18 protein-coding genes and 1 pseudogene are annotated in these 16,502 nt (G+C 60.8%); 9 read left to right on the top strand and 10 right to left on the bottom strand.

Annotated features, from left to right (window positions below; translation table 11 throughout):
* Nucleotides 1-371 precede the first annotated feature (371 nt).
* The 6 genes from LB516_RS20445 to ehuB form a co-directional block, all read right to left on the bottom strand.
* Nucleotides 372-1,496 (bottom strand): pyridoxal-phosphate dependent enzyme, encoded by a 1,125-nt coding sequence (locus tag LB516_RS20445; RefSeq protein WP_224720266.1) that lies wholly within the window; start codon nt 1,494-1,496, stop codon nt 372-374.
* Between the two features lie 34 nt (nt 1,497-1,530).
* Nucleotides 1,531-2,565, bottom strand: coding sequence for a succinylglutamate desuccinylase/aspartoacylase family protein (locus LB516_RS20440; RefSeq protein WP_224720265.1), 1,035 nt, complete (start codon nt 2,563-2,565; stop codon nt 1,531-1,533).
* Between the two features lie 15 nt (nt 2,566-2,580).
* Nucleotides 2,581-3,378, bottom strand: coding sequence for an amino acid ABC transporter ATP-binding protein (locus tag LB516_RS20435; RefSeq protein WP_224720264.1), 798 nt, complete (start codon nt 3,376-3,378; stop codon nt 2,581-2,583).
* Nucleotides 3,379-3,386: 8 nt separating this feature from the next.
* On the bottom strand, nt 3,387-4,046 hold the full coding sequence (locus tag LB516_RS20430) for an amino acid ABC transporter permease (protein ID WP_140619990.1): 660 nt from the start codon (nt 4,044-4,046) through the stop codon (nt 3,387-3,389).
* Nucleotides 4,036-4,695, bottom strand: coding sequence for an amino acid ABC transporter permease (locus LB516_RS20425; protein ID WP_140619992.1), 660 nt, complete (start codon nt 4,693-4,695; stop codon nt 4,036-4,038). Before LB516_RS20425 ends, LB516_RS20430 begins: the two co-directional genes overlap by 11 nt.
* A gap of 98 nt (nt 4,696-4,793) precedes the next feature.
* A complete protein-coding gene (gene ehuB, locus LB516_RS20420) occupies nt 4,794-5,807 on the bottom strand; it encodes an ectoine/hydroxyectoine ABC transporter substrate-binding protein EhuB (RefSeq protein ID WP_224720263.1) in 1,014 nt (337 codons plus the stop codon).
* A gap of 49 nt (nt 5,808-5,856) precedes the next feature.
* Here ehuB and LB516_RS20415 point away from each other — a divergent pair, with 49 nt between their 5' ends.
* The 4 genes from LB516_RS20415 to LB516_RS20400 all read left to right on the top strand — a co-directional run bounded on the left by LB516_RS20415 (nt 5,857) and on the right by LB516_RS20400 (nt 9,595).
* On the top strand, nt 5,857-6,621 hold the full coding sequence (locus LB516_RS20415; protein WP_140619994.1) for a GntR family transcriptional regulator: 765 nt from the start codon (nt 5,857-5,859) through the stop codon (nt 6,619-6,621).
* A gap of 32 nt (nt 6,622-6,653) precedes the next feature.
* Nucleotides 6,654-7,817 (top strand): M24 family metallopeptidase, encoded by a 1,164-nt coding sequence (locus LB516_RS20410; RefSeq protein ID WP_140620123.1) that lies wholly within the window; start codon nt 6,654-6,656, stop codon nt 7,815-7,817.
* Nucleotides 7,818-8,009: 192 nt separating this feature from the next.
* Nucleotides 8,010-8,711 (top strand): response regulator transcription factor, encoded by a 702-nt coding sequence (locus LB516_RS20405; protein ID WP_224720262.1) that lies wholly within the window; start codon nt 8,010-8,012, stop codon nt 8,709-8,711.
* Nucleotides 8,712-9,172: 461 nt separating this feature from the next.
* The gene (locus tag LB516_RS20400) at nt 9,173-9,595 is read left to right on the top strand and encodes a hypothetical protein (protein WP_140620125.1); all 423 of its coding nucleotides are present in this window, start codon (nt 9,173-9,175) and stop codon (nt 9,593-9,595) included.
* A 165-nt stretch (nt 9,596-9,760) separates the two neighbouring features.
* Here the strand turns inward: LB516_RS20400 and LB516_RS20395 are convergent.
* A pseudogene (locus tag LB516_RS20395) lies at nt 9,761-9,939 on the bottom strand (SOS response-associated peptidase); the annotation flags it as partial.
* Nucleotides 9,940-10,381: 442 nt separating this feature from the next.
* Here LB516_RS20395 and LB516_RS20390 point away from each other — a divergent pair.
* Genes LB516_RS20390 through LB516_RS20380 form a run of 3 tightly spaced genes read left to right on the top strand, consistent with a single transcriptional unit; the run spans nt 10,382 to nt 12,175 of the window.
* Nucleotides 10,382-10,717, top strand: a complete 336-nt coding sequence (locus LB516_RS20390) for a helix-turn-helix domain-containing protein (protein WP_010185539.1) — start codon at nt 10,382-10,384, stop codon at nt 10,715-10,717.
* Nucleotides 10,710-11,957 carry a type II toxin-antitoxin system HipA family toxin gene (locus LB516_RS20385; RefSeq protein WP_140824501.1) on the top strand — a complete coding sequence of 416 codons (1,248 nt, stop codon included), beginning with the start codon at nt 10,710-10,712 and terminating at the stop codon, nt 11,955-11,957. The genes LB516_RS20390 and LB516_RS20385 overlap by 8 nt, the downstream gene beginning before the upstream one ends.
* Complete coding sequence (locus LB516_RS20380) at nt 11,954-12,175, top strand: hypothetical protein (RefSeq protein ID WP_140824500.1); 222 nt, start codon at nt 11,954-11,956, stop codon at nt 12,173-12,175. Before LB516_RS20385 ends, LB516_RS20380 begins: the two co-directional genes overlap by 4 nt.
* A 119-nt stretch (nt 12,176-12,294) precedes the next feature.
* Here the strand turns inward: LB516_RS20380 and LB516_RS20375 are convergent, their stop codons facing one another.
* From LB516_RS20375 to LB516_RS20365, 3 genes are all read right to left on the bottom strand, one after another.
* Complete coding sequence (locus tag LB516_RS20375; RefSeq protein ID WP_181166508.1) at nt 12,295-12,471, bottom strand: hypothetical protein; 177 nt, start codon at nt 12,469-12,471, stop codon at nt 12,295-12,297.
* A gap of 788 nt (nt 12,472-13,259) precedes the next feature.
* Nucleotides 13,260-13,568 carry a hypothetical protein gene (locus LB516_RS20370; RefSeq protein ID WP_224720261.1) on the bottom strand — a complete coding sequence of 103 codons (309 nt, stop codon included), beginning with the start codon at nt 13,566-13,568 and terminating at the stop codon, nt 13,260-13,262.
* A gap of 114 nt (nt 13,569-13,682) precedes the next feature.
* Nucleotides 13,683-14,051, bottom strand: coding sequence for a hypothetical protein (locus tag LB516_RS20365; protein ID WP_224720260.1), 369 nt, complete (start codon nt 14,049-14,051; stop codon nt 13,683-13,685).
* Nucleotides 14,052-14,933: 882 nt separating this feature from the next.
* Here LB516_RS20365 and LB516_RS20360 point away from each other — a divergent pair.
* Together LB516_RS20360 and LB516_RS20355 are read left to right on the top strand one after the other, a co-directional pair.
* The gene (locus LB516_RS20360) at nt 14,934-15,410 is read left to right on the top strand and encodes an Hsp20 family protein (protein WP_140661240.1); all 477 of its coding nucleotides are present in this window, start codon (nt 14,934-14,936) and stop codon (nt 15,408-15,410) included.
* Between the two features lie 90 nt (nt 15,411-15,500).
* Nucleotides 15,501-16,010: an Hsp20/alpha crystallin family protein gene (locus LB516_RS20355; protein ID WP_140620004.1), complete on the top strand. Its 510-nt coding sequence runs from the start codon at nt 15,501-15,503 to the stop codon at nt 16,008-16,010.
* Nucleotides 16,011-16,502 lie beyond the last annotated feature (492 nt).

The following is a 16,502-nucleotide window of genomic DNA, read 5'->3' as shown; positions in this document are numbered from 1 at the left end:
TCCCCAACGCGGACGGGCACCGGTTTGCCGCGCCAAGCGCGGCGAAACTCCGGCGCCAACCTCTAGCGTATATTGGTACTGACCGCCAATCTTCTGGGCCCGTTCTGTCCCACATGAGCACCAGAGCCCGGTGGAAGTGCCGCCAGCCGCCGACGCGGCCGTTCACCCACAGGGTGCTCAGCTTGCGCTGTGAACGGGCGGGATAGGCGCAAGCCGCCGTTCGGCGCGGAACACCAAATGCGGCCCAGACGAGACAGCCTGATCGGCTGCGGGCAGGCTGAAGATGATCATCGCCGTTGCTGGTCTAGCGCGTTCTGCATAAGGCGGAAATGCCCTGATGTGACCGCAAGCCGCAACGAAGCTCTGCTAGACTAGTCTGTAGAGGCAATGGCGTTGGGAAAAGCGCGATATTCTGAAGCGCCGCTCGAAGTGCCGACCAGCACGACCGCGGCTTCCCGCCCGACCGTGCGCTGCGCGACCAACTTTCGCAAGCCGGTCAAGGCTGCCGCGCTCGACAGTTCGAGATAAAGACCGTAGCGCGCCAGCCGCGCTTGGTCGTCGTAGGTCGGTTCCTCCTCAACGGCAACTGCCGATCCCCCGCACGCGGCAATTGCCTCAACGGCCTGGTAGGTGACCGTCGATCCGCCGATCGACGTCAAAGCCGAATGACCTTCGAAGTGGCCGCGGTAATCGGCGCCCGCAAGTACCCTTGATATGCGTGCGAAGGGCTCGACGGCATGGATGCGGGGCGGCTCGCCGCTGAGACCGGACCTTTGCAGATCGCGGTAGCCGCGCGCGATGCCCCAAAGCAGATCCGCCCGCGATGTCGGAACGACAACGTCGCTGCATGCCTGGGCGCCAAGCTGAAGAAACAGCTCGAAAGCAAGCGATCTGTAGCCATCCACCCCGAACGGATTGCTGCCTACTGCCGGAACAATGAAGTTGGTGGCCGGATACCAGTCGCCGGCGCGGACGCGATCGGCGAGCACCTGCCAGCGGCGTTGCGGTGTTTGCGCGACCAGCAAGGTCGCGCCGTGCATTTCGATCGCTCGCCGCCAGTTCGGGTTCATCTCAGGCGTGGTGACGATCACGCAGTCGAGCCCCGCCTGAGCCGCGTAGGCGGCAAGTGACACGCCGGCATTGCCGCTGGAGGCGGCGGCAACCGTCGAGGCGCCGCTCTGCAACGCGCGCTGGACGACAAACCGGCTCATGCGGTCTTTGTGCGACCCGGTTGGATTGGTGCCCTCGTTCTTGACATGGAGCGCGCGGACGCCGACCTCATGTGCAAGCTCGTCCATCCCCACCAGAGGTGTGTTGCCCTCACCCAAGGTCGGACAGGACGGGTAGACCTGCCATTCAGAAGGCCTCTCGAGGCAGCAGGGGAATTCCTCATACTCTATCGCCAGGCTTGCCGGCATGTTCTGTTCAAGACAGGCCGGGCAACCTTCGAAGTAATCCGCCACGGCAAACACGGCATGGCAGCGAATACAGCGCATCCCACTCACGCGCGGATTGAGCCGAGGCTCCGAGCTAAGCATGTGCCAGCCGATTTGGTCGGGCCTCCAGGTCGGCCATCACCTTGAACAGGCAGTCGCCGGGCTCGGTAAGCGATGGCGCCCTGCGGCACGCGACGAGTCCGGAGCTTTCGAAGAGCAGCGTTTCGGGTTCGCGCGTCGGCAGGTCGGGAAAGTGAATGTGGCCGGCAAGCTGGCCGCCGACCACCTCATCGCAGATATCGGCGGCCGGCTCGAAGATACCGCGCTCGCGGGCGTAGACGAAGGCGCTATGGCCTTTGACGGTCATGACCCGCGTCGGCGGAGCCGGTTGGACGACGACCTCGCGCAAGATTCCGTGGCCTTTCAGCAGGCGCTTCAATCCAGATTCGGCGAGCGCCAGACCTTCTTTGGACAAGGTCGCACCGCCGCCAAGCTCGGTGGTTAGAACCAGCGCGCCCCTGTCCTGCGCCGCCGCCGCCAGGGTGGTCAGTCCGCCACCCCCTGTGCCATCGCTGACAAAGCTTATGGGGGCGCCAAACAGCCGCAATAGACGCAGCAGTTGTTCATGTTCCTCGGCGGTCCGCCCCGGCCGCACGAGCGCGCTCGGCACATAATCGAGTGAGCGCCCTCCAGAGTGAAGATCAACGACGATGTCGGCCATCGGGATCAACACCTCGCACACGTAATGGGCGATCATCTGGGTGGGCGAACCGGCGGCATCGCCGGGAAACGTACGATTGAGATTGCCTTGGTCGAGCGGCGATACCCGGCGGCCGGCGGCGACGGCGGGAAAGTTAAGCGCCGGAAGGATGATCAGCCGCCCCGAAACCTGGTCACGGCGGATCTCGCGGGCGAGCTTGCAAAGGGCGATCTGGCCCTCATACTCGTCGCCATGATTGCCAGCGATGAGCAGCGCCGTTGGACCGCCGCTATTTTTAATGCAGACCAGCGGTATGGGTACGAAACCGTAAGCGGACAGGTCGGTCGAATGCGGCAGCCTCAGACAGTCCGACTGCTTGCCGTCGGCCTCGTAGTCAACCGGGGTCCAGATCCGTGTCTCAGCGGCCATGTCTACCTTCTCCATTCAGCGAAGCATCTTGTCCAGGAAAAGCCGCGTCCGCTCCTGGCTTGGCGCGGTGAAGAAGGTTGTCGGGGACGCAAGCTCGACAATGCGTCCCTGGTCCATGAAAACGATCTGGTCGGCGACCTCGCGGGCAAAGCCCATTTCATGGGTGACGCAAAGCATGGTGGTGCCGTCCCTGGCGAGGTCGGTCATGACGTCGAGCACCTCCTTGACCATCTCCGGATCAAGCGAAGAGGTCGGCTCATCGAACAGCATGATCTTGGGATTCAGGCACAGCGCGCGAGCGATCGCGACGCGCTGCTGCTGGCCGCCGGACAGCTGGCTGGGATATTTGTGTGCCTGGTCGGCAACCCTCACCCGTTCGAGATGGTGAAGCGCCATGCCTGCGGCGCCGGTCTTCGATTGGCCGAGCACGCGCTTCAGAGCAAGGGTGCAATTGGCCATCACCGTTAAATGCGGAAACAGGTTGAACTGCTGAAACACCATGCCAATCCCGCGCCGCAGTCTCCGCAATTGCCTGTGGTCTCGACTGAGATCCACGCCACCGACCCGAACCGCGCCTTGCTGAAAGGTCTCCAGGCCATTCAGGCATCTGACGAGCGTCGATTTTCCCGATCCGGAGGGACCGCAAATCACAATCCGCGCGCCCTGCGCCGCAACGAGATCGACGTCCTTCAGAGCGTGAAAGCTGCCGAACCATTTGTTGAGCGCTACCGTCTCCAGCGCTGGCGGCTGGGCGGATTTTGGCGCGCCAGCTGCCTGCCCGATATCGGTGGTTTGGGAGCTGCCCTGTCGCATGAGCTCATTCATCTTCTAGTCGGCCCAAGCAGCTGGCGTTCAATCCGGCCGACCAGCCATGCGACCGCGAGCGCGAGGAGAAGGAAGGCAATGCCGGCCACAGTCAGCGGTTCGGCATAGCGGTAGGTGTCCGAGGCGATATCCAACGCCTTGCCCAGCATCTCCGGTACGGCGATGACGGCGAGGTAGGGCGTAGCCTTCAGGATCGAGACAAAGTAGCTGCCGACCGGGGCCGCGACGTTGCGCAACATCTGGGGAGCCAGGATGAATACCACGATGTCAGTCTGGCTCAGTCCCAGCGCCTTGGCGGCTTCAGCCTGGCCTGCAGGAATAGCGTCGATGCCCGCCTTGAATACCTCGGCGAGATAGCCGCTGAAATAGACGCTCAGTGCCAGTGTGCCGACCAACAGCGCCGGCAGCGTGATCCCGTAGTGCGGCAGCACGAAATAGAGAAAATAGAGCCATGCCAGCACCGGCGTGGACCGGATGAAGTCGATCATGAAGCGCACCACATAGCCGGCAATGGACGCCGCCCGCCTGGTGATCTCGAGGCAGAAGCCCAGCGCCGACGCTCCCGCGCAACTCGCCAGCGCCACACCGATCGTGGTTCCTATGACGCTGAGGATGGTGGGGACGGTCGAGAGGGCGAATTCGAGATCAAAGGTCACTGGATAACCTCGTTGCCACGCCGATGCGCTGCTCGACCCATCGGCCAAATAGCGCGACTGGGTAACAGACTACGAAATAGGCGAGCAGAAGCGATGTGTAGACGCCGACGGGATTGTATTGGAGCTCGGCGATCTCCTTTGCCCGAAACGTCATGTCCGTCAGCGTAACGAGGGAAACGAGCGCCGTTCCTTTAACCAGCTGGATGAACTGGTTGATGAAGGTCGGTGCCATCCTGGTCAACGCTTGAGGGAGTTCGATCAATACAAGGATGTGGCGTCGCGGCAGGCCGAGGGCCGCGGCAGCTTCCATCTGCCCCCGGTCTAGCGACTGAAGTCCGCCTCTGACGGCCTGGCTGGCGTATCCTCCCGCATTGAGCCCCAGCACCATGGCGCTGACAATAGTCGCTGGCATTTGGATACCAATGATAGGGAGCGCATAATAAAAGACGAACAGCAGTATGATGACTGCGGAACTGCGCCAGAATTCGATGATGGCGCTGACGGCGATGCGGGCGATGCCGCGTGTCAGATACTGCGCCACGCCGAAGATCAAGGCGAAGGGCACGGCAAACAGCAGGCCCAGTAGGGTTACCGTTGCCGTGGTCCGGAAGCCGGCGAAAATTCCGACCAATATCTCAACGATAGTCACGCCTGCACATCCCTGATCCTGCCGCTCCGTGCTCCGAGAGCCTGACCGTCCGCGCTGATGCCGCGACGTGTCTTGCCGCCGATCCCCGGGGCGTCCGGTCAGCCCTGCCCCGCGCAAACCTGCTCACTGGTCAGATCCGGTGCTGCCTCCTCATGGCTGAAGCCGTTCTTGGCCATGATGTGGGCCAGGGTTCCGTCGCTCTTCAAGAGTTTGAGACGGGAATTATACATGTCACGAAGGTCGCCATCCTCCTTGCGGAAGGCAATAGCTGAATAGCCGAAGCGTTCCTTGCCGTTCTCCTGCAGGCCTTGGAACGGCAATGCGCGTTCGATGCCGTTGACATTTGGGTCGGACAAGATGCGAGCCACCGTCGGCGCTGAAAATGCGGCGACGTCGATCCTGCCTGTGAGCAGAGCCGAGACATTCGACTGTATGTCGGGAAACAGCAGCATCGTGCTTTCGGGGACACCGGCGGCCGCAGCATTCTTGGCCGTCACGCTGCCTCGCCCAATCCCAAATCTTATCTGAGGATTTGCTGCGATCTGAGCATAGCTGTGGACGTTCTTCGGATTGCCCTTGGCGACCAGGGCGGCGTCGGCGATCTTCAGATCGGGGTCGCTGAAGGCGACGAGCTCACATCGTTGCGGCGTGATGGCGAGTCCGGCCGCGATGGCATCGAACCGCTGCGCCGTCAGGCCGGGAATAAGGGCGCCGAACTCGGTGACCACGATTTCCACCCGATCGACGCCGAGGCCTTTGAACGCAGCTTTGATCAGGTCGGGGTGAAAGCCTTCCGGCTCGCCGTCGGCACCGCGGTATCCCCACGGCGCGCCATTCGAAATGCCGATCACGATCTTGCCCTCGCGCAAGACCCGCTCACCTGTCGTTTCAGCCCTGAGGCTGTTCGCGCCTGCAACGAGAATGGCGCAGGCCGCCGTAGCAGCAGTTGCCATTTTCCTGAGCAGTCCGACCGTGTTGGGCATGCGGTGTTCTCCACGTCTACATTGAGTCAGGTAGACCAGGTATATCAGGTATGTCAAGCTCGGGTGAAGGATAAGTTTTATTTTTGTTAAATCCGCGTTCGGCGCTCCGGCCTGCGTGGGGATGGACATCGCCTTATCGTTGCGCTAGGTATTCCTAGTATACCTTGCGAGGGCGAGAATGGCCGGACAGATCGGGACTGCTCTTCATGAAACCGTACGGCAGGAGATCACGCGCCGGGTGCGGGATGCGCAATACGGTGCCGGTCAGCCGCTGCCTTCCGCCGCAGCGCTGGCCGAGGACTTTGGCGTCAGCGCAATCACCATCAAGCGGGCGCTGCGGGATCTTCAGTCGGCCGGAATCCTGCGGTCGGTACCCGGGTTGGGGACCTTTGTCCGGGAGCAGCGACGGTTCATTCGCGATCTCGATTTTTCTCTTACCTCCTATGACAACGCCCTGCGGCTCGGCCTGAAGCCGTCCATTCAGCTCATCTCGTTGACGCGCGAAAAAATACAAGACCCAGCCTTCGACGTGCTTGAACCGCCCACTGGATTGATGCTGTGCGTGCGCAAGGTGATCTTAGCCGACGACACACCAATCATGTACGACACATCCTACCTGCCTCACCCGGTGAGCGATCAGATGCTTGAGGAGTTCAGGGACAAATTCATCGGCGATGTCCTGCGCGAGCACGGCACGCGCTTCACCAAGACCAAGCTGCTGATCGATGCCGCGCCGGCCTCGAATGAAGCACAGCAGACGTTCGCGCTTCCGAACGGATATCCGACCCTTCGTCGCCTCTACAGGCTGAGCACCACCGAAAGGTCTGTTTCGGTGTTCGGCATAACCGAATCTCCGTTCGACCGGCTGGCTTGCGTGGTCGAAATCGACGCCGATCACGCAACCCCCAAGCGGCGGACGAGAACCGACCCGGCGTCCGGCTGACGCGACGAGCTTTAGATCAGGAGCAGGCAATCATGCTTCCAGTTTCACCCTCACCCGATGTTGCGGTGGCCGAGCTGACCAGGCGGCTTGCCGCGGTGCGACGCGAGATGGCAGACGAAGATATTGACGCGCTGGTCCTCACCGACCAGAAGAATGTCGAATACTTCACCGACTACAGGACCTTGTCCTGGGGCTATCACTCGCGCCCCTTATTCCTGGTGATAGACCATCAGGATGTCCGCGTCATCGCCAACAGGATCGAGACCAGAAATCTCGAAGCGCGACACCGACCTTTCGCGATCGTGTACTACGCGGGGTATCTGGCCGAAGGCGCGCAAACCATCGTCGAAGCGGTCCGAACCGGCGACCTGGCCGCCACTGCACGGGTCGCGGTTGACTATGGACAGGACATGGCCGGTCGCGGTTCGCTGGAGATCGTCGACGGCTTGAGGGCGCGCGGGCACAGGCTGGAGAGCGCGGTCGATATGCTGTGGCGAACGCGCATGATCAAATCGCCGTTCGAAGCGGATCTAAAGCGCGTTTCCTTCGAGATCGTCAATGCAGCTTTCGACGATGCTGTTTCGCAGGCGCGTCTCGGCATTACCGAGGTCGAGCTTTCCCGGCAGATCCAGGCCCGCATCATCATGAACGGCGCCGACCGTGCCGATCCGATCGCCATGACATTCTGCAGGGGCGAGTTCAATTACGGCCGCCCGCCAGGCCTGCATCCCCTGCAGGCTGGCCAGTATGTGTGGACGGATTTTCGCTCGACCTATGGGGGCTACCCTGCCGACAGAAACCGCATCGCTCGCGGCGGGGCGCCGGAAAACTGGGAGATAGAGGCCTACGAACGAACGCGTGCGCTGACCGTGGCCCTTGCAACAAGCGTCAGGGCCGGGATGACGTGCGGGGATGTTTTCGGCGCCTTCGAGCAGCTTTGGTCTGACGCCGGCCTTCCGCCCGCCTATGGGCTTGTTTCACGTATCGGGCACGGTGGAGGTCTCGATGTCACAGAACCTCCGTCCATCTCCAAGGCCAATCCAGAAACGATAAGACCTGGCATGATCTTGCACCTGGAGCCCAAGCTGGAGATCAATGGCGCTGTCTTCCAGTTCGAAGAGGTCATCTATATCCGCGAGGCCGGGGTCCAGTTTTTGAGTGAGCTCTCTCCAGAGCAGTTGCCAATCATCAACTGAACTGAGCTGGCTGGCCCACAGATGTGCGGGACCAGCAAAGCACCCGCGTGCTGAGGAACTGACTGTCGTCAGGCCAGCGACAGGAAAAAGGTCGAAGCCGGATGTTTGCAATCCCGGTAGATGGTTGGGTAAACGGGTGCGCACGAGGGACCAGCAACCTACCGAGCGACCCGCCGAAACGCGAGCGACGCCATGAAGCCACTGATCATCATATGCTCGGATCACGCGGAGTTCTATCTGATCCTGAGCCACATTCTTGCGGTGGACGGCTTTGAAAGCGCGTTAGCAACCAATGTCGACGAGATGCTCGACTTGGCCGCCGAACTGTCCGTTCAGGCCTTGCTGTTGGACTGCCGGCCGGACAATCAGATGGCGGATAGCTGCGCCCGGCTTAGACAGGATGACAGGACCAGTACCCTTCCAGTCATCGCCTTGATTGCGCCCGGTGCGGAACCCCAACACATTGTGCTGCTGAAATCGGGAATCGATGAGAGTTTCATCAGACCGCTGGCGCCAGCCAAGCTGCTGGACTACCTGCGATCCAGGCTCGGAGCCGACCGGCGCTCGCGATTGCAACTGCAGAGCGCGCTATCGCTGAGCCATGGCGACATAGAAATGCAGATCGACACGCATCATGTACGCTGCAGCGGTCGGGAAATCGAGCTGGGGCCGATCGAGTTCAAGCTGCTGCGGCATATGCTTGAGCACCCGGGGAAGGTGCTCAGCCGTGAAGAACTGATCGGGGCTGCTTGGCCCAGCAATGTCTATGTCGGCCCGCGCACGGTCGACGTTCACATCAGTCGGCTAAGAAGATCGATCAAGCAGTCTCCTCACCACGACGTCATTCGCACCGTCAGACTGGGTGGATATGCGCTTGAAAGCCCAACAGGCTAGAGCGCTTCTTCCGTGCCTCAACGGCCGGGCGGCCGAACGGAACCCGAAGTAATGAGGCCGCGCGGTTGATGGCCAACCATAGAACCGTGTGTCGGCCGAAATCGAGAGTCCACCTTGTTGGGCGAGCGCGACTGCTCCGTTTGCCTTCGGTATATTTTTGTCCCGCCAATCGGATTCGCTCCGCGCGCCCGCGGTCCCTCAGATATTTTGCGTCTCCCAATGGGTTCGGCAGGCCCAGGGCAGATTTTCCCAGCCTGGTGGCTCGCGCCTTCTGAGCCTGCGGCTCGAGAGCCTGGTGATGGCAACTTCCGGGTTGACGGCGAGGCTCCGCCAGCGGCACCCAAATTTTCGACGCCATGGAACTTTGCCGAGAAAGCAAGGTTCACGCCTTGGCGATGGCGACCGGGGCTGTCGCGATCTTGGAAAGCAAGGAAAACCTGGCCCAATGGGAGCAGCTTGCTATGAAACACCAGACACTTGAACAACTGAACGTTATCGCGGAGGTGAACGCGGAATATCCAGCAATGACTCGTAGGCAACGCCTTGAGCGCTGGGCAAACCTCCTTGAACACCAACCAGATCGATGCCTTGGAGCGCTCCCGGGCACGGAATATATGAGCCCCCATGACCGCAACGAAGCGCGTTGCCTTTCGTCGCCGATCAGCGTTGCGTTCGAAGACCCAATTCTGAGGGCGCAGGGCCTGGAGGACGATACTTATGGTGCGGCCCGGAAGTTTTTCGAACTGTCCAACTGGCAATTGCACGACATTGTTTGCCATTGTCATGTCGGCGCAACGATGAAGGCCGGATGGGTAGCACTTCGTGTTCGCGCCGCTATGAATGGCGGCATCTTTGCAAGGCTGGGTGCGTTGCTTAGGCCTTGATGAAGGGATTCGACGGGGCTCATTCCTCAAGTCGAGATGCTCGACCACCGCCGAAGCGTCAGCGGCGGCCGCGGAGGTCGTGAGCGACCAGGCGCCGCTCACCTGTCACCTGGGCGGAGATGAAGAGAATCGGTGCGCCCTCACCGCCGCCGACAGGGTTCGTGCGCCCACTTGGTCCGCGCCCAGCGTCCCCGCCTGAAGCGGCTGGATCAGGGATTTGACGGATACTGAGGGATCAAGCCAGCCCCCCAATCGTTCCGCCCTAGCACGATCCGCCGATCGTGATACGCGGCTGTGTCCGGACCGGGCCTCCCCAACGTCGTCGGTCTGGGCCAGATCCCCGCCGCGATCTGGTCCCAATCAGGCAAGGCTGTATCCGCGCTTGGCCGCGCGAAAGGACTACCATGCTCACTCGATTATCAGTCGTAACGTTAAGCAAATGGATGTATTGACTAAAATATTTTCTCGATTTCCGCATACTACTGTTACATAGGCCGTCAAAAGTACCGGCCTCCGAACCATTGGCTTTTTCTGCCAGATCGCGAAAATTGTGGTTCCACCATCTATCGGCAGGCACGGCGGCGACAACACCCCGAAAGTCACTTCGGCCGCACCGCCGTCTCTACGCTAGACAACGCCGGCCACGATTCAGCCTCTCGGAATTATAGCGTCACGTGCTTGGTTCGCCACCCCCCTCCCTCAATGGGATGGCTATCGCGCGAGGGCTAGGAGAATTGTAAGCTTCATGCTACATATCTCGCTACTCTGTAGTGTGAAGGTTTCAAAATGCCTACACCACATAACCCTCCCGCCGCTGTGCGGCGCGTCCTGCGCAAGCTTGGTGCAGACATCCACGATGCCCGTCGGCGTCGGCGGCTGCCAATGGCTGTCGTCGCAGAGCGCGCCTTCACGTCCCGCTCGACCCTGCAAAAGGTCGAGGCTGGGGACACCAATGTCAGCATCGGCATTTATGCAGGTGTCCTTCAGGCGCTCGGCCTGCTCGACGGTCTTGGCCAGATAGCCGACATAGGCAACGACCCGGTTGGACAAGCGCTGGCCAGCGCGGAACTGCCCAAGCACGTCCATCTCAAGCGAACAGTCGGATCATCTCGCGATGGCTGACTTCGAGGTACATATCGCCCTGGACGGACGCACGCGCCCTATCGGCCTGGCGAGGAGTAATCGCGTTCGAGGCACGGAGACTATCCTTTTTGAATACGACGGCGCGTGGCTCGCCAATCCAGACCGGTTCTCGCTTGAGCCCGCCCTTGCCCTGACCCGCGGTGCCTTCGCCCCTCCTGCCGGACTGGTGACTTTCGGCTCCATAGGAGACTCAGCGCCCGACACATGGGGGCGCCGTCTTATGCAGCGCGCCGAGCGCCGTCTTGCAGAACGCGAAGGTCGCGCCGTTCGCACCCTTGCGGAAAGCGATTACCTGCTGGGCGTCGCCGACGAGACCCGCCTGGGTGCCCTCAGATTCCGCTGGGCAGGCGAAGAGGCGTTCCAGGCGCCTATCCGCGCCGGCGTCCCCGCCCTGATCGAACTCGGGCGGCTGCTGCAGATCACCGAACGGATCCTCCGGTACGAGGAGACGGACGAGGACCTTCAACTCATCTTCGCCCCCGGCTCTTCCCTCGGCGGCGCCAGGCCGAAAGCATCGGTCATCGACCAGCACGGACACCTCTCCATCGCCAAATTTCCGAAGGAGACAGACGACTATAGCATGGAGACATGGGAGGAGATCGCGCTGCGGCTGGCCGAGCAGTCCGGCATTACCACGCCGCACCATGAGCTAATCGAGGTTGCCGGCAAGGCGGTGATGCTGTCCCGACGCTTCGATCGTTCCGACTCGATCCGCATTCCTTTCCTGTCAGCGATGGCCATGATGGGCGCCAAGGACGGTGAGCGCGGCAGCTACCCGGAGATCGTTGACGCTCTTACGCAACATGGCGCGCAGGGGAAGACCGACGCTCATGTCCTCTATCGGCGGGTCGTCTTCAACGTGCTGATTTCCAATGTCGACGACCACCTGCGCAACCATGGCTTCCTTTGGCTCGGCAAGGCGGGATGGTCTCTCTCTCCCGCCTACGACCTCAATCCTGTGCCCACCGATCTCAAGGCGCGTGTGCTGACGACGAACATCGACCTGGACGAGGGCACCTGCTCGCTCGACCTGCTTGAGGCGGCTTCGGAGTTCTTCGGCCTCACACTGCAGCAGGCCCGCGCAATCATCAAAGAGGTCGCGACCGTGACCGCGACGTGGCGTGAAACCGCCAAGGCGGCGGGCGCCCGCTCTGCAGAAATTACACGGATGGCCAGCGCCTTCGAACACGACGATCTCAAGCGGGCGCTGGCGCTATGACCCGAACCTTCACCTACAACTTCACGCCTCCGTCATTTGACCCGTCCCCCGGCGCGACCATCGCGCTGGACCTCTCCGAGATCGAAGACGCCGGCATTCGCGAAGTGCTTCAGACGATCTCTGACCCGGCACGCGCGCTATATCTCGGCACGAGCACTTCACAACTTCACAACGCGTATCAGACGTTCAGAGCAATGCTGCATCAGCGACGGCTTTGAGGTCCCGACCCACGTGTGGGAACGCAGCGCCTTTGCGACTGGAGCTGGACGCGTTCCTGTTGCCGGTGCGCACTATTGACGGTGATCTTACGTAGCGTTAACCTATTATTAGCTTTCGCTTAAAAAGGGTCTCCGATGAAAATCGCTATCGTTTGCGCGGCAATTCTGCTCGCCGCATCGAGCGCCGCCATGGCGCACGAAAGAAAGCCAAAAGTCGTTGCCAACACATGTGCTGGCCTTTCGATCAAGGCTGCAGTTGCAGCGAAATTGGACTGTACGGCGACCGGTACGGCCATTTCACCTCAGGCCGATTCCAGCAGTCTGAAGCCGCGCCTTGGCTACGAGACCAGCCCTTGGACTCCGTCATTCGGACTCTAGGCGCTCCATAAAAAGAGGCAGGCCCGCCCCATGAGGCCACGGGCTGAGTTTCACTTTTTAATAGAATCCCGCGAGGCTGGGCGGACTATTCGCCATTGTTCCGGCACGTCGATTTATGGCGAAAGACAAGGGGCGCTCATTGTCGGCCTGGCGACAATTCCGTTCCAGGCCTAAGTGTTCCTTAAGGACGGTGTTGGCAGTTGTTCTCGATCGTCAACACCGGGAAACTCTTCACAATCCAAGTGTGGTTTTGCCGTTTTGCCAGCTGACCAATGGCTGGCCTGCCCGAGATCTTAAACTGGATACCTGTTTCGCTGATCTTAAGGGCATCAGGCTATGCCGTGATGGTCAGCGCCGCCTGAAAAGCCCGTCACCGTCAGGGAGCGGGCCGAAGAGTGGACGAGTTGTTCTCTGTTGTCATTCTGCACCAGTTCCAGGTGGTGCATTCCTCCCGCTCGTGGTCGCCGCGCGCGTCTGCACAATGCGCTTGCGAGAAACGGAGCCTAGCGTCGCCGCCGTTCCATCTTCAGTCGCTGGTCGAAACCCTGTCCACATTGGCCGTGGGTGCATTCGATCCGGGTCGAGAAATTGCGAGGCCCCGCATAAGCCGGCCGCGTCCGGGCCAGTAACGGTCGCGGACGCGCTGCTGCAATGTCGGCAGCCCGGTCACGCCGAGCATTACGACGTGCCGACCTTCACCATTCATTTACGATATTCGCTCAGACTCATAAGTGGCCATGCTTGGTTTATTGTACATGCCTAAAGCCCCCGGTGCACTCACCCAGCGCCGGGGGTTTTTGTTACGCCCTACGGCTGGCCTGGAGGCAGGACCCTCATCCAGCCCCAAGCGTAGCCGCTGGCTTTGCGCATAGGACAGCGCCAATGATTCCAGTCTAAATGAGCGGGTGAGTTGCCGGTCCTTCTCAAGCACGCGTACGAACCATTCTCCGCCGCCCTCGAACACTTCAATGCAAGGCAGAACCTTGCCGTTCAGCATCACGACCACGCTATCCACCACAGCCTCCCTGGAAAGCGACGGGCAACGTCGATTTCAAATAAGTCCGCCGCAATCGGTATTTCAATAAAAAAGACATCCCGAGTACTTTCTGGAGGTTCAAGGCCCCAGCGATCATCTTCTGACGATCCAGTCTATCAAGCCGGATTGAAGCCGCTTACAGCCGGTAAACTCGTAAACAAGGGTCTGGGCGAGGTCGCGCCATTGACACTCCGGTGCCTTCGCTTCCAAAACCAAATTCTGAAAGACGTTGCGGAGAATGTCGGCATCGAACGCGGACACCGGGTGTTGCTCAACGTTTCTGTTCGCCTCGTCTATATTGCGCTGGCGCAACCGCTTAAGAAGGGCGCGTGATGCAGCAACTGCCCGCCTGGACTGGTCCAGATCACGACGAATTGACGCGATGTCATTTATTGAGCGGTGGCGCGAGGTCAAGGTGGCGTCGATCATCGCCCGCGCGATGTCTGTACGGCTTTCGATCATAGCTACCTCCCAATAGCTAAGATTGTAAGTACCTCTTTCTAAAGCCGATCCGCGATGCATTCAATGTCGGCTTGATACGAAGGGGCGTGTCGATTTCAAATTTATGTGTAGCTGCCTTGAATTTGGATTGGGTAGAATTGCCAATCGTGAAGCGTCTGGTGATTGTTGTCGCCGCGACCCTGCCGACGGCTCCGAACGCCCCGGCAACCGCTATCCCTAGTCCGTCGCCGAGGCCCACATTGTATCCATAAGCGTCTGGCCTGAAGCCAATCGCCCTCCGAGCAGTTGCACGATTTTCGGAGCTTTCCGCAAACTTGCTATGCCTGAGCCGATCGTTGATCTTGACGTTCGTCAGGTGGAGAACCGTTGCATCCGCGGCGCTGAGCTTGGATTTAGGGCGCTTGGAGCTGCCCTGCGCATGCGGTGAGCGCAATCGAGAAGACAGCCCACAAGCACCATCGAACCGATCTCCATCCGATCACCTGCCCCTTTTTCCATCCGCGCGTTCAGGCGAGCGGGTTGTGGTATTCGACTGGAACCGACCCTTCGCGACGCAGGGAGGTGCCTTGGACCGAGGGCGTGCGCATCAGACGCAGCGCGACTCGCTTGTCAGCCGCTTCGAAAAGCACCTCATAGAATCTCGTCGTCGCCCGCATCACCTCGGCCGGCGTGCCGGTCGCGCAGGAGTCGCTAGGGGCAGGGTCCGCATCATCACGCAGTCGGGTTCAGGTTAAAGGCCTCGTAGTAAGACGCCGGCCTCTTGAACAGCCAATCCAGTGAACTAAATCATGACCGCCGGCGCCATCGGGGCCGGTATGCCGGCCGGAGAGCATCCGGCGGCCGAAGACCTTGTATCCATATTGCTCAAAGGAGGATGTGGCTATGAGAACCACTCTCGACTTTTCTCCCCTGTTCCGGTCGAGCATCGGCTTCGACCGAATGCTGAACGCGCTGGAGGCTGCGAGCCGCGTCGAAACTATCGACAACTGGCCTCCCTATGACACCGCCAAGACTGGCGAGGACGACTACCGCATCACCATGGCGGTGGCCGGTTTCTCGCAGGACGATCTGACCATCACCCAGGAGCAGAACATGCTCATGGTGTCGGGTCAAAAGGCTGGTGAGGACACCGGCCATTATCTGCATCGCGGTATGGCCGAGCGTTCTTTCCAGCGCCGCTTCGAGTTGGCCGACCATGTGAAGGTCATAGGCGCAAGCCTAGTCAATGGCCTTCTGTCGATCGATCTCAAGCGCGAGATTCCCGAGGAAATGAAGCCCCGCAAGATCAAGATTGCGGCCGGCGAGGCGCTGCCCAAGGTCGAGACGAAGCAGATCGAGACCGAGAAGCAGGCCGCCTAAAGCCGCCCCCAAAGCGCACATTGGGCACGGCGTTGGGCACTCCCCGGCGCCGGCCGGGAAAACAAACGAACAAACAGAAGGAGAAGAACAATGAATGTCCGTGATCTGATCCCCTGGAACCGAGGCAACGGCAACCAGGCTCCAACTGTGTTCCGCGATAGCGAGCGCGACCCGTTCCTGTCGCTGCATCGCGAGGTGAACCGGCTGTTCGACGACGTCTTTCGCGGCTTCGGCTCGAACCTTCCCTCTTTCAACACTCCTTCCGCCTTCAGCGGCGGTTGGCCGAGCGTCGAGATTTCCGACAGTGAGAAGGAGATCAAGGTGACAGCCGAGATACCTGGCCTCGAAGAGAAGGACATCGAAGTCCTGCTCGACGACGGAGTGCTGACCTTGAAGGGCGAAAAACACTCCGAGACGGAGGACAAGGACCGGCAGTTCTCCGAGCGTTTCTATGGCCACTTCGAGCGGCGCATCCCACTCGGCTACGAGGTCAAGGACGACAAGGTCGACGCGCGCTTCAGCAATGGTGTGCTGACCGTGACCTTGCCCAAGAGCGAGAGAGCGCAGTCGCAGGTCAAGCGCATCGCCATCAAGAGCTAACCCGTGGCAGGCGCCGGCGGCGGGCAGCTGGCCGCCGCCGGCAGCGTCCTTCAGGCAGGCAGGGATGAACACCAGACAGGTCGACAGACCGAACCAGGTTATAACCCACAGGGGTGGCCGTCGAACGACAACCTGCACAAGCCTTTCGATGAAGCGCTCGCTCTTCCCGGACGATGCGGTCGCGCGCATTGACCACGTCCGGCAAGGCACGCTTGGGGGGCTGGCGCCTCGTTTCGAGCGAAGCACTGCGCCGTTCGCCGAGCCCTGGTGGGCTAGACGAGCGGCGATGACACGCTGGCCCAGGTCGAGCTTGGCTTTCCGACGTTGGAATCGGCCATCCGCTACGCCGAGCAGCAGGGGCTGACCTGCGTCTCCCCGATCGGGCTGGTCGGCAAAGGCCGTTGCCTGCAGCTCGATGAGATGCCTGCACAGGCCGGGAGTTCGACGCGAGCTTTCTCGGATGCTGTGCTTGATCGGCTCGGACTTGCCGTC

Source organism: Mesorhizobium sp. CO1-1-7 (assembly GCF_020164885.1).
GTDB lineage: Bacteria > Pseudomonadota > Alphaproteobacteria > Rhizobiales > Rhizobiaceae > Mesorhizobium > Mesorhizobium australicum.
Note: the sequence above shows the minus strand (reverse complement) of the source record. Positions and strands in the feature narration are given on the sequence as shown.

Coding starts and splice junctions, on each gene's coding strand:
- LB516_RS20445 (WP_224720266.1), bottom strand. CDS start 1,496: ATGCGCTGTATTCGCTGCCATGCCGTGTTTGCCGTGGCGGATTACTTC.
- LB516_RS20440 (WP_224720265.1), bottom strand. CDS start 2,565: ATGGCCGCTGAGACACGGATCTGGACCCCGGTTGACTACGAGGCCGAC.
- LB516_RS20435 (WP_224720264.1), bottom strand. CDS start 3,378: ATGCGACAGGGCAGCTCCCAAACCACCGATATCGGGCAGGCAGCTGGC.
- ehuB (WP_224720263.1), bottom strand. CDS start 5,807: ATGTCCATCCCCACGCAGGCCGGAGCGCCGAACGCGGATTTAACAAAA.
- LB516_RS20415 (WP_140619994.1), top strand. CDS start 5,857: ATGGCCGGACAGATCGGGACTGCTCTTCATGAAACCGTACGGCAGGAG.
- LB516_RS20410 (WP_140620123.1), top strand. CDS start 6,654: ATGCTTCCAGTTTCACCCTCACCCGATGTTGCGGTGGCCGAGCTGACC.
- LB516_RS20405 (WP_224720262.1), top strand. CDS start 8,010: ATGAAGCCACTGATCATCATATGCTCGGATCACGCGGAGTTCTATCTG.
- LB516_RS20400 (WP_140620125.1), top strand. CDS start 9,173: ATGAAACACCAGACACTTGAACAACTGAACGTTATCGCGGAGGTGAAC.
- LB516_RS20390 (WP_010185539.1), top strand. CDS start 10,382: ATGCCTACACCACATAACCCTCCCGCCGCTGTGCGGCGCGTCCTGCGC.
- LB516_RS20385 (WP_140824501.1), top strand. CDS start 10,710: ATGGCTGACTTCGAGGTACATATCGCCCTGGACGGACGCACGCGCCCT.
- LB516_RS20380 (WP_140824500.1), top strand. CDS start 11,954: ATGACCCGAACCTTCACCTACAACTTCACGCCTCCGTCATTTGACCCG.
- LB516_RS20375 (WP_181166508.1), bottom strand. CDS start 12,471: ATGGCCGTACCGGTCGCCGTACAGTCCAATTTCGCTGCAACTGCAGCC.
- LB516_RS20365 (WP_224720260.1), bottom strand. CDS start 14,051: ATGATCGAAAGCCGTACAGACATCGCGCGGGCGATGATCGACGCCACC.
- LB516_RS20360 (WP_140661240.1), top strand. CDS start 14,934: ATGAGAACCACTCTCGACTTTTCTCCCCTGTTCCGGTCGAGCATCGGC.
- LB516_RS20355 (WP_140620004.1), top strand. CDS start 15,501: ATGAATGTCCGTGATCTGATCCCCTGGAACCGAGGCAACGGCAACCAG.